This is a genomic window from Streptomyces sp. NPDC001231, assembly GCF_042896885.1.
Classification (GTDB): domain Bacteria; phylum Actinomycetota; class Actinomycetes; order Streptomycetales; family Streptomycetaceae; genus Streptomyces.
Genome location: NZ_JBIAXS010000031.1, coordinates 59,923 through 72,864, shown reverse-complemented (window position 1 = coordinate 72,864; position 12,942 = coordinate 59,923). Strand labels below are relative to the sequence as shown.

Below are 12,942 nucleotides of genomic sequence, written 5' to 3'. Positions count from 1 at the left end.
CAGCTCCGAGGAGATGCCGTGTCCGCCTCCACCCCCGGGCCGGTGCCCGTCGCCGTGGTCGGTGTAGGCGCCCTGGTGCCCGGCGCGACGGACGCGGCCGGCTACTGGGGGATCGTGACCGGCGGCCGGGACCTGATCACCGAAGTTCCCGCCTCCCGCTGGCTGGTGGCGGACCACTACGACCCGGACCCGGCAGCCCCCGACAAGACGTACGCCCGCCGGGGCGCCTTCCTGCCGGAGGTGGACTTCGACCCGTTGGCGTACGGTGTGCCGCCCGCCAACCTGTCGGCGACGGACACCTCCCAACTGCTCGCCCTGATGGTCGCCGACCAAGTGCTGACCGACGCCGGTGGTCTGCCGGGCATGGACCGGGACCGGGTCGGCGTCGTCCTCGGCGCGGCCGCCCTGGAACTGCTCCCGCACATGTACGGCCGCGCCCAACGCCCGGTGTGGCTGAAGGCGTTGCGGGAGAGCGGTCTCGCCGAGGCCGAGGCGCGAGCCGTGTGTGACCGCATCACGGCGCACTTCAGCCCGTGGCAGGAGTCGACCTTCCCCGGCCTGCTCGGCAATGTCGTCGCGGGCCGGATCGCCAACCGGTTCGACCTGCACGGCATCAACCACACCACCGACGCCGCCTGTGCCAGCTCCCTGGCGGCCCTTTCCACGGCAGTCGGTGAACTGGCGCTCGGGCGGGCCGACCTGGTGATCAGCGGAGGCGTGGACACCGGGAACGACATCGGCATGTTCCTGTGCTTCTCCAAGACGCCCGCGCTCTCCCGCACCGGTGACTGCCGTCCGTTCTCGGACGCGGCGGACGGCACCATGCTCGGCGAGGCGGTCGTCATGTACGCACTGAAGCGGCTGTCCGACGCGGAGCGGGACGGAGACCGGATCCACGCCGTGATCCGGGGCATCGGCACCTCGTCCGACGGCAGGAGTACGGCGATCTACGCGCCGCTTCCCGACGGTCAGGCACGGGCTCTGCGCCGCGCGTACGAGCAGGCGGGCTACGGTCCGCAGACCGTGGAGCTGGTCGAGGCGCACGGGACCGGTACGAAGGCCGGGGACGCCGCCGAACTGACGGCTCTGCGCGAGGCGTTCGAGGCATCGGGGCGTCCGGACGGGCAGTGGTGCGCGATCGGCTCGGTCAAGTCGCAGATCGGGCACACCAAGTGCGCCGCGGGTGCGGCAGGGCTGCTCAAGGCGGTCATGGCCCTGCACCACAAGGTGCTGCCGCCGACCATCAAGGTCGACCGGCCGGTCCCGGCGGCCGCGGCTCCGGACGGCCCGTTCTACGTCAACACCGAGACGCGGCCGTGGGTACGGCCCGTCGGTCATCCGCGCCGGGCGTCGGTGTCGAGCTTCGGCTTCGGGGGCAGCAACTTCCACGTCACGCTGGAGGAGTACGTGCCCTCGGGCACCCCGGCCCGGGTGCCGCCGCGCCATCGCTCCGCGCCGAGCGAACTCGTCCTGTTCAGCGGCGCGTCACCGTCCGACCTGGTGCCTCCGGAGACGGACGGCGATCGACCGCCGGCCGCGCTCGCCAGGGAGAGCCACCGCGCGTTCTCCCCCACCGACCGAGTGCGGCTGGCCATCGTCGCCACCGGCGCCGAGGACCTGCGGGAGAAGTTCGCGCAGGCGCTCACGCTGATCCGGCAGCGGCCCGACACGGCGTTCTCGACACCGAACGGCGTCCGGTACGCCTTCGGGGACCCGGCGCCCGGCCGACTCGCCTTCCTGTTCCCGGGGCAGGGATCCCAGTACGTCGGGATGGGCGCCGACCTCGCGATGCTGTCGCCGGCCGCCCAGGCCGTGTGGGACCGGCTGGGCGGCACCAGGTTCGACGGGCGGACCCTGCACCGGGTGGTGTTCCCGCCGCCCGCCTTCACCGACGAGGAACGCGCTGCCCGGGCGGCGCGTCTGGCCGCCACCGAGTGGGCGCAGCCCGCGCTCGCGGTGCACGCGCTCGCGCTGCTGGACGTACTGCGAGGTCTGGGGCTGCGACCGGACTGCGTCGCGGGCCACAGTTTCGGTGAGCTGGTGGCGCTGCACAGCGCGGGTGTCCTGGACGCCGACGCGCTGGTCGGCCTGGCCCGCAGGCGCGGTGAACTGATGCGGGACGCGGCCGTCGTACCGGGCGCGATGCTGGCCGTGGCGGCGGACCGCGAGCACGTGGTGTCGGTGCTGGCCGCCGGCGACTTCGGCGACATCTGGCCGGCCAACCACAACTCGCCGCGCCAGGTGGTGCTTTCGGGTACGACGGAGGCTGTCGCGCGCGCGGAGGAGGGGTTCGCGGCCGAGGGTGTCGGCACACGCCGACTGAGCACGTCGACCGCGTTCCACAGCCCGCTGGTCGCTCCGGCCGGTGAACCGCTCGCCGCGTTCCTGCGGACGGTCCCGCTCACGGAGCCCCGGATCGAGGTGTACGGCAACGCGGACGCGGCCCCGTACCCGTCGTCGCCCGACGAGGTGCGCCGCCGGATCGCCGGCCATCTGGCCTCACCGGTGCTCTTCCAGGACCAGATCGAGGCGATGTACGCGGCGGGAGTGCGGACCTTCGTCGAGGTCGGCGCGGGAACCGCGCTGACCGGCCTGGTCGGACAGATCCTCGGTGACCGCGAGCACGCGGCCGTCCCCCTGGACCGGCCGGACCGGTCCGGCGTCACCACCCTGCACACCGCGCTCGGCGAACTCGCCGTACGCGGTGTCCCTCTCGACTTCGATCCCCTCTGGGCGCCGTACGCCTCGCCTGGAACCTCAGTGAAGGAGCACGCACCCCGGATGACCGTGAAGATCAGCGGAGCCAACTACGGTCAGCTCTACCCGCCTCGCACGGAAGCCGCCGAACCACCGGCGCCGCCTGCGCCCGCGCTGGAAGCCGGGCCGGAACACCCCCACCCGCATCCCGCACCCGTGTCCGACATCCCGGCGGTTCCCATGTCCGCGTACACCCACGCTCCCGCGCACGCTCAGGAGTCGGCGACGTTCGGGACGGCACCCGTCCAGGATCCCGAGCCCGCGTACGACGCCGCGGCCGCGTACAGTGCCGAGCCCGGCGCCGCCCTCGGCGCCGAGTGGTACGCCGCGGTGGAGAGCGTCCAGCGGCAGACGGCGGAGGCGCACGCGGCCTGTCAACGCATGCTGACCGACAGCCATTTGGCCTTTCTTCGGATGACCGAGACCACCCTGGCCGCGATGCTCGGCGTGCGGAGCGTCGGCGGTGTGCTCGACGCCCCGGCTCCCCCGGCACCGCTGCCGCTCCCCCGTCCCTCGGCGCCCCGGCAGGCTCCGGCACCCCTGACGTCGGCCCCGGTGGCGGCCGGCGTTCCCGAGGCCACGCCCGCCCGCGTTCCCGCCGGGCCGGGCGAGACGTTCTCGTCGGCACCAGTCACCGCCGAGCACCGGGCACCGGCCGCCGTCCCGGTGAATCCCCCGTCCCCGGCCGCCGATGCCGCGCCTCTGTCGGCACCCGCACTCGAGGAACTACTGCTCTCGGTGGTGGCCCGGCTCACCGGCTACCCGGCGGAGATGCTCAACGTGGACATGGAGTTGGAGGCGGATCTGGGAGTCGACTCGATCAAGCGCGTCGAGATCCTGTCGGCCGTACGCCGAAGCGTGGGCGACGTGGCGACGGGAGACGTCGGAGAACTCGGCAGGCTCCGCACGCTGCGCGAGATCGTCGAGGCACTCACCGCGGCCGACCGGCCGCCCGCTGCCCCCGCGCCGGACTCCCCGACCGTGACCGGGGCCCCCGCCGAGACGGTCCCCGCCGTCCCGGAGATCCCCGCCATGCGCACCGGCTCCGGGCAGGAGACGGCGCTGACGAGGCTGGTACAGCGCGCGGTGGAGTCTCCGGCGTCCGGGCTGGCGACAGCGGGGCTCCTGGACGGGCCGCTCGTGGTGACGGGCGGGGGCCCCGAGGGCTCCGCGATCACCGCCCTCGTGGCGCGGAAGCTCGTGGAGCACGGCGTGGACGCCACCGCCGTGGCGGAGGTTCCCGAGGGCGCGCGCGGTGTCGTACACCTCGGCGGGCTGACCGGGGGCGGCGCGCCGGACGATGCGCGGGAGCTCCACCGGTCGCTGTTCCGCGCGGCACGCACGGTGGCGGCGCACGCAGCGGCGGCACAAGCGGCCGGACGGGACGGGCTGTTCGTGACCGTGCAGGACACCGGAGGAGACTTCGGGCTCGGCGGCCACGCACCCGACCGCGCATGGCTGGGCGGGGTCGCCGGTCTGGCCAGGACCGCGGCGAAGGAGTGGCCGGGCGCCTCGGTCAAGGCCGTCGACTGCGAGCGGGGCGGCCGGAGCGACGAGGAGGTCGCCGAGGCGATCGTGCGGGAACTGCTCGAAGGCGGCCCCGACCCGGAGGCCGGTCTCCGCGCGGACGGAACCCGCTCCACCCTGCGGGCGGTACCCGCGCCGGTGATGCCGGGCGGCACCCGGCGGATCACGTCGGAGTCGGTGATCGTGGCCACCGGAGGGGCCCGCGGGGTGACCGCCGCCGCGCTGCTCGACCTGGCCAGGACCCACCGTCCGCGGATCGTGCTGCTGGGCAGGACGGCACCGGTTCCCGAGCCCGAAGGGCTCGCGTCCGCCGCCGACGAACCGACGCTCACCCGGCTGCTCGCCGAGCGCTCCGCAGAGGACGCTGCGGACTCCTCGCCCGCCCGGATCGCGGCGCGGGCCCGGGAGATCCTGGCCGCGCGCGAGGTGCGGGCGACGCTCGCGGCGCTGGAGGAGGCGGGGTCCCCCGTCCGGTACGTCCAGGTGGACGTCCGCGACGGCGACGCCGTGGCCGCCGCGCTGCGCGACGTACGTGACGCGTGGGGGCCGGTCACCGGCATCGTGCACGGTGCGGGAGTGCTGGCCGACAAGCTGATCGCCGACAAGACCGACGAGCAGGTCGAGTTGGTGATGTCCACCAAGGTGGACGGTCTGCGCGCGCTGCTGGCCGCGACGGCGGACGATCCGCTGGACGTGATCTGCCTGTTCTCCTCGGTGGCCGCCGTGTTCGGCAACGCGGGTCAGAGCGACTACGCCATGGCCAACGAGATCCTGGGTCAGGTCGCGTCCGCCGAACAGGCCCGCCGCCCCGGCTGCCTGGTGCGGTGCGTCGCCTGGGGTCCGTGGCACGGCGGCATGGTCACACCCGCTCTGGCCGGGCATTTCGACCGGTCCGGGGTTCCGCTGATCCCTCTGGAGCAGGGGGCGGCCGCATTCACGGCCGAGCTGGACGGCACAGCCGGTGAGACCCGTGTCGTCCTGGTGGCCGGGGAAGAGCCGGCGGCCCTGTCCCCGGCGGGCGATCCGCGTCCGACGCAGTTGCTCGTCCGGGCGGACAGCCTGCCGCAACTGGCCGACCACGCGATCACCGGGGTTCCCGTGCTGCCGGTGGCGATGGTCCTGAACTGGTTCGCGGGGGCGGCCACCGCCTGGCTGCCGGATACCGGCCCTCTCGTCCTGCGCGACCTGCGGGTGTACAAGAAGTGCGTCCTTCCCGAACTGGCCGGCACAGGCCACCGGCTCACCGTGCACGGCAGCCGGGGCGCGGCCGGTTCGCCGTCGGGGCTGGAGGCGGAACTGCGGGGGGACAGCGGGATGACGCACTTCCGGGCCGTGCTGGACACCGGGATCGAAGCGCCGGATCCGGCCGCGTGGGGCGGCCCGGACGGCCTCAAGCCGCTGGACCGCACCGAGTTGTACGACGGGGAGAACCTCTTCCACGGCCCCCGGTTCCACTCAGTCCGCTCGCTGAACGGTGTTTCGAAGCACGGAGCCGAGGCGACCGTCGCGGGCGTACGCGCCCTGGACTGGCCGGGTGAGCACTGGCCGCTCGACCCGGCCGCCGTGGACGGCGCGCTCCAACTCGCCCTGGTCTGGGCGCAGGAGGAGCTCGGGGCGGCGACGCTGCCGATGGCCGTCGCGGAGTGCAGGGTGCACCGGCGCGGCCCTGTGGACGGCACCGTGCGGTGTGTGCTGCGGGGCCGGAAGGTGCACAGCACGGGGGCGCGCTGCGACGCGGCGCTGATCGACGCCGACGGAGCCGTCCGCCTGGAACTGCTCGGCGTGGAACTCGTCCGCCGCCCTTCCTGAGCCCCCGGCGCCACCCGAGCCCCCGGCCCCCGCGAACCAGCCCTGCCCTACCCTGCCCAGCCGTGCCCTGCCGTGAAGTGAGACCCGTATGGAATTCGAACCGATCGCCGTCGTCGGCCGGGGCTGTGTGCTGCCCGACGCACTCGATCCGGACACGTTCTGGGACAACGTCGCCGCGGGCCGCACCAGCCTGTCGGCCGTCCCGGAAGGCCGGTGGCGGCTGCCGCGCCACTGGGCCATGGGGTCGGTGGACGACCACCTCGACCGCACCTGGACCGATGTCGGCGGGTATGTGCGGGGGTTCGAGTCCGTCTTCGACCCGAGCGGCTTCCGGATCGCCCCGGAGCGGATCCTGTCGCTGGACCCGCTCTTCCACTGGGTCATGTACGGCGTCCGGCAGGCGCTCACGGAGGCGGGCCGCGAGGGCCCGCTGCCGCGCGCGGGCCTCGTGCTGGGAAACCTGTCCTATCCCACGCCCTCGGGGGCGGCTTTCGCCGAGCACGTCTGGCTGTCCGCCCAGCGGCCCCCGCTCCGTGACGCCCTGCTGACGGGGGAGCGCCGGGAGCGGCCCGACGCCCGGAACCGCTTCTCGTCCGGGCTGCCCGCCCGGCTCGCGGCCCGGGCCCTCGGGCTGGGCGCGGGGGCGTGGTCCCTCGACGCCGCCTGCGCGTCGTCGCTGTACGCGGTCAAGCTGGCGTGCGACCGGCTGCACGACGGCACGGCGGACCTGATGGTGGCCGGTGCGGTCAGCCGGGCGGACCCCCTCTACCTGCACGTGGGGTTCTGCGGGCTGTCCGCGACGAGCCGCACGGGGCGCAGCCGGCCCTTCCACCGGGACGCGGACGGGCTGGTGCACGGCGAGGGCGCCGGGTTCGTCGCCCTGATGCGGCTGTCCGAGGCCCGCGCCGCCCGTCTGCCCGTGCTCGGGGTGATCCGCGGTGTCGGGTTGTCCAACGACGGGCGCGGCGCCGGGCTGATCAGTCCGTCGGAGGAGGGCCAGGTCCGGGCCATGCGACTGGCGTACGACGCGGCGGGCGTCGCGCCCGAGACCGTGTCGCTCGTCGAGTGCCATGCGACGGGGACGCCGGTCGGGGACGCGGTGGAGGCGCGCGGCATGACGCGGGTCTTCGGGGCCGGTGCAGACGTGCCCATCGGTTCGGTGAAGTCGAATGTCGGGCATCTGCTGGCCTCGGCGGGCGTGGCCGGGCTGTTGAAGGTGCTCGGCGCGCTGCGCTCGGGGGTCCGTCCGGCGACGCTCGGGGCGGAACGGCCGCTGGAGGCGCTGGCGGGCACGCCGTTGCGGGTGCTGACCGCGCCGGAACCGTGGTCGGGGCAGCGCCGGGCCGCGGTGAGCGCGTTCGGGTTCGGCGGGACCAACGCCCATCTGGTGGTGGACCTTCCGGACGGCGACCTGGTGCCGGCCGTACCGCGGCCGATCCGCCCGCCGTCCGCCGCCGTGCCCGCCCCGGCCCGGGTGCGGGAAACGCCGGGCGGCCGTGCACCGGTGGCGATCGTGGCCCTCGGCGCCCGCGTCGGCGACGGGACCTGTACCGAGGACTTCCGGCGGGCGGTGCTGGGCGGTGAACGGCGTGGCCCCGCGTCGGAGATCGCCGTGGAGTTGAGGGACCTGTGCTTCCCGCCCCTGGCCCTTCGGCGAACGGTGCGCCATCAGCTCCTGGTGCTGGAGGCCGCCCGCGAGGCCGTACGGTCGGTGTCCCTGCCCCGGGAGCGGACCATGGTGGTCGTCGGCATGGGGGTGGACCCCGAGGTGGCCCGGGCGGGCGCCCGCTGGCGGGTTCCTCACTGGCTGGAACAGGCCGGGCTGCCCGCCACGGCACCGTCGGCGGGCCTCGCCCGGGACGCGTTCGTGCCGCCCATGACCGCGGAGGCGGTGGTGGGCAGCATGCCGAACCTCGTGGCGAACCGGATCAGCACCCAACTCGACCTGGCAGGCCCGGGGTTCGCGGTCTCGGCGGAGGAGGCGTCCGGGCTGGTGGCGCTGGAGCTCGCGGCCCGGGCCATCCGGTCGGGGGAGGCCGACGCCGCGCTCGTCGGTGCCACCGACCTGTCCTGCGAGGCGGTGCACCGGGCCGCACAGCGGGAACTAGTGCCCCGACAGGCACTGGGACGCGAGGACGAACCGGGAGACGCCGCCGTCGTCCTGGTCCTCAAGTCCCTGGACACCGCGCGCAGGGACGGCGACACCGTCGTCGCCCTGCTCGACGAGGATTCCGCCGGCGCACCCGACATGGTCATGGGGGACGGCCCGGACGCGGTGTTCGACCCGGCATCCGTCTTCGGGCGCGCTCACGCCGCGTATGGTCTGGTCTCCGTCGCGGTCGCGGCGCTGTCGCTCCAGCACCGCGCGGTGCCGCGGCCGGGCGCTCCGGCGGACACCGCGGCCGTCGCGCACACCGCGAAGGCCGCGGTGACACCGTTGGAAGGGCCCACCGCGAGTGTCCGGCTGCGCGCGGGAGACGCCCGGCCGTGGCTGCGGAGCCCGGCTCCGCGCCTGCACGTCTTCTCCGGGGCCGACCGGCAAGAGGTACTGGCCGCGCTGGAGGCCGGTGCGGAGTCCGGCGCCGGACCGGCCCGGCTGGCGCTCGTGGCGGACGACGACGCGTTGCCGGGCCGTATGGAGGCCGCCCGCCGCTGGCTGGCCGGGGGCGGGGCCCGTCCGGCCGATGCGGTGTACCGGGACAGGCCGGTCACGGGGCAGACCGCGTTCGTGTACACCAACGGCTCGGCCACGTACCCGGGTATGGGCCACGAGCTGATGCTCGCACTGCCGTCGCTCGGCGAGGCGGTCCGTGCCCGGCACGGGGCGATCGGTGCACGACTGCGGTCCCGGACGGAGCCCGGAGTGCTCGACCAGATCTGGGCCGCCGCCGAACTCGCGGTCCTCCACACCGTGTTCACCCGGGAAGTGCTCGGGCTTCGACCGGACGCCGCCCTCGGGTACTCCTCGGGCGAGTCGGCCGCCCTGGTGGCGCTGGGTGCCTGGCCGGACGCCGCGAGGCTGTACGACGCCACCCGGGACAGCGGCCTGTTCACGACCGAACTCACCGGTAAGCTCCGGGCGGTCCGGCGCCACTGGGAGCGTCTGGGCGTCCAGGGCTCCCGCTGGTCGAGCTATCTGGTCACCGCGCCCCTGGAGGCGGTCCGTGCGGAACTCGCCGCCGAGGCCGCGGTCCATCTGATGGCGGTGAACGCGCCCGGAGTCTGCGTCATCGGCGGCGAGTCGCGCGCGTGCGCGGCCGTCGTGTCCAGGATCGGCGCCGACCGCGCGATCGGGCTCGACTACGACATGGCCGCCCACGCACCGGAGTTGGCGGACGTCCGCGAGGTATGGCGTCAGGCCCACCGCCAGCCCACGGTCGACGTGCCCGGTGTGCGGTTCTACAGCGGGGCCACCGGGCAGTCGTACCGGCCGACGGCCGAACGGGCCGCCGAGGCGCTCACCGCGCAGGGGCTGAACACGATCGACTTCGCCGCCACGGTCGAGCAGGCGTGGGCGGACGGCGTCCGGATCTTCGTGGAGCACGGGCCGCGCAAGCTGTGCACCGGCTGGATCAAGCGGGTGCTCGGCGACCGGGACCATGTGGCCGTCGCGCTGGACACCCCGGGCGACACCGGGCTGCGGCAGCCCTGCCTCGCGGTGGCCGAACTCGTCGCCGCCGGGGTGCCGGTCCGCGCCGACGAGCTGTTCGCCCGGCTCGCGGAAGCGGCCACCGAGGTCCCGCGTCCCGGGCCCACCGTCACCGTGCCCGTACCCACGCCGCCGATTCTGCCGCCGCTGGAGCCGGCCCTGGTGACCCTCCCCCGGGCCCCCGAACTGGCGCCGGTGCCGGACCGGGCTGTCCGCCCGTCGGAGGCGCCCGGTGCCGTGGGGCGGCGCCCCCTGCCGGACGTCCGGCCGACGGACTCGGACGGGCGGGAGGCGCAGGAGGCCGGCGCCCGTGCCGCGGTCCTCCGGCAGAGCCGGCGCGTCGCCGCGCTGCACCAGGAGATCCTCGCCGGGCACACCGAGGCCCATCAGCGGTTCCTGCGGATGTCCGCTCTCGCCGTCACCGCGCTGAGGAGCGGCGCGCCCGTGCCCGTACGGCCACCGGGCCCACCGGTCCTCCCGGCGAGGCGTCCGACGGCCGGGCCGCCATCGGTTCCCACACGGCCCACGCCCCGCCCGGCGCCCGTACACCCCGCGCCCCGCCCCGCGCCCCTGCCCGCTTCCCCGCCGGAAACGGCACCCGCACCGCCCCTCAGGCCGGGGCCGAAGTTCAACCGCGCCCAACTGGAGCACCTCGCCTCCCGGGAGATCTCCACGCTGTTCGGCCCCCGGTTCGCCGAGCAGGACGCGTACGCGGTGCAGACCCGGATGCCCGGGCCGCCCATGCTGCTCGCGGACCGGGTCACCGGCATCGACGCCGTGCCGGCGGCGCTCGCCGCGCCCGGCCCGGTGCGCACCGACGGGACGATCTGGACGGAGACCGACGTCCTGCCGGACAGCTGGTACCTGGACTCCACCGGGCGTATGCCCGCCGGGCTGATGATCGAGGCCGGCCAGGCGGATCTGCTTCTGCTCAGCTGGCTGGGCGTCGACCTCCTCAACCGGGGCGAGCGCGCCTACCGGCTGCTCGGCTGCGAAGTGACGTACCACGGCAGTCCGCCGGAAGCGGGCGACACCCTGCGCTACGAGATCCACGTCGACGGCCACGCGGAGCACGACGGCGTCCGGCTGTCCTTCTTCCACTACGACTGCTACGTGGACGGCGAACTCCGGCTCAGCGTCCGCGAGGGCCAGGCCGGGTTCTTCACCCCCGGGGAACTCACGGGCAGCGGCGGTGTGCGGTGGGATCCCGCCGGGCGGCCGCCCGGCGACGACCTGCCGTTCGACCCGCCCGCCGTGCGCTGCGCGCGGACCCGCTTCGACGCGGACCGGGTACGCGCCCTGGCCCAGGGGCGGCCGGCGGACTGCTTCGGCCCCGGCTGGGAGGCGACGGCGGCCCACGTCCGCTCACCGGTGCTCGACGACGGCAGGCTGCGGCTGCTGCACGAGGTGACCGCGTTCGACCCGGCCGGAGGGCCGTGGGGCCGCGGCTACCTGCGGGCCGAAACCCCTCTGTCGCCGGACGACTGGTTCTTCGCTGGGCACTTCAGGAACGACCCCTGCATGCCGGGCACCCTGATGCTCCAGGGCGGTCTCCAGGCGATGGCGTTCCACCTGACGGCGATGGGCTTCACCGTGGACCGGGACGGCTGGCGTTTCGAGCCCGTCGACGGTCGGCCCGTCAGGGCGATGTGCCGCGGCCAGGCCACTCCGGCCGGCCGGCGGGTCGTCTACGAGGTGTTCGTGCGCGGTGTCTCGGCCGGGCCGGTGCCGACGCTGTACGCCGATGTGCTGGGCTGGGTGGACGGGACGAAGGCGTTCCTGGGACAGGACGTGGCGCTGCGGCTGGTGCCCGACTGGCCGCTGTCGCACTGGCGGCGCTCGGGCCCGCCCGTCGTGCAGGACAGCGGTACACCGGTGCCGCTCCCCCTGCTGGGCGGGCTGGCCGGGCACCGTGAGGAGAAGCCGGTCGCGACGGCGGCCGATGGACTCCCCTTCGGCTACGCCTCGTTGCTGGCGTGTGCCTGGGGCAGACCGAGTGAGGCGTTCGGCACCGCGTACGAGCCGTTCGACGGCACCCGCAGGGTCGCGCGGCTGCCCGGTCCCCCATACCACTTCATGAGCCGGATCGGCTCGGTGGACGGTCCGCAGGGCGGTATGCGGGAGGGCAGCAGTGTCGTCGCCGAGTACGACGTGCCCGCGCGGGCCTGGTACTTCGAGCAGAGCGGCGGCCATGCGATGCCGTTCGCCGTCCTGATGGAGATCGCGCTGCAACCCTGCGGGTGGCTGGCCTCGTACGTGGGCAGCGCGTTGACCACGGACACGGATCTGCTGTTCCGCAACCTCGACGGGTCGGGGACGGTCACCGGTGAGGTCACTCCGGCGACGGGTACGGTCCGCACCCATGCCGAACTGACGCGTGTCTCCCGCAGCGGGGACATGATCATCGAGTCGTTCCGGGTGAGGTGCACGGCCGACGGCATGCCGCTGTTCGACCTGTCCACGGCCTTCGGCTACTTCCCGCCGTCGGCCTTCGACGACCAGCAGGGTCTCACGGTGTCGGCCGAGGACCGGGCCCGCCTCGACGAGCCCTGTGACCACATCGTCGATCTGACCGCCCGGCCCGCTCGCCACTGCGCCGGGGAACCGCGGCTGCCGGGCCCCATGCTGCTGATGCTCGACCGGATCACCGGCTCCTGGCCGGACGGGGGCAGCAGGGGGCTCGGGCGGCTGCGGTCGGAGAAGGACGTGGTCCCGGACGAGTGGTTCTTCCGGGCGCACTTCTTCCAGGACCCGGTGCAGCCGGGATCGTTGGGCGTCGAGGCCATGTGCCAGCTGCTCCAGTACCACCTGCTCGAGCGCGGCGCGGCGGACGGCATCCCGCACCCACGCTTCGAGCCGGTGCTGCCCGGCCGCGAGACGACCTGGACGTACCGCGGCCAGATCACCCCGGCCAACCGGCTGATCCGGGTGGACATGGACATCGTGGAGAGCGGCACGGACGCCCGGGGGCCCTACGCGACGGCTGACGCGACGCTGTGGGGCGACGACACGTGCATCTACCGAGTACGCGGGCTGGGCATGCGCGTGGTGTCCGCCGCGTCCATGCCCTGACCTGCTGACCTGTCTCATTACCTCAGCGGTAATCGATCTTCCGTGCGGAACCGGTCAAGGTGGGAGTCACCGGGGCCCGGCGGTCCACTCCGCACGGGTCACGATCCACGTGACCAGCGTTTTCGACC

The 12,942-nt window shown here is 74.4% G+C and carries 2 protein-coding genes; both read left to right on the top strand.

Features of this window, described 5'->3' with window-relative positions:
• The first annotated feature begins 18 nt into the window (after positions 1-18).
• On the top strand, positions 19-6,093 hold the full coding sequence (locus ACFY3J_RS31075; protein ID WP_390842223.1) for an SDR family NAD(P)-dependent oxidoreductase: 6,075 nt from the start codon (positions 19-21) through the stop codon (positions 6,091-6,093).
• An 88-nt stretch (positions 6,094-6,181) separates the two neighbouring features.
• Positions 6,182-12,814 carry a beta-ketoacyl synthase N-terminal-like domain-containing protein gene (locus ACFY3J_RS31070; protein ID WP_390842222.1) on the top strand — a complete coding sequence of 2,211 codons (6,633 nt, stop codon included), beginning with the start codon at positions 6,182-6,184 and terminating at the stop codon, positions 12,812-12,814.
• Positions 12,815-12,942 lie beyond the last annotated feature (128 nt).

What these genes read in the sequence shown, in the direction of transcription:
- ACFY3J_RS31070 (WP_390842222.1), top strand. Translation starts at nt 6,182, where the DNA reads ATGGAATTCGAACCGATCGCCGTCGTCGGCCGGGGCTGTGTGCTGCCC.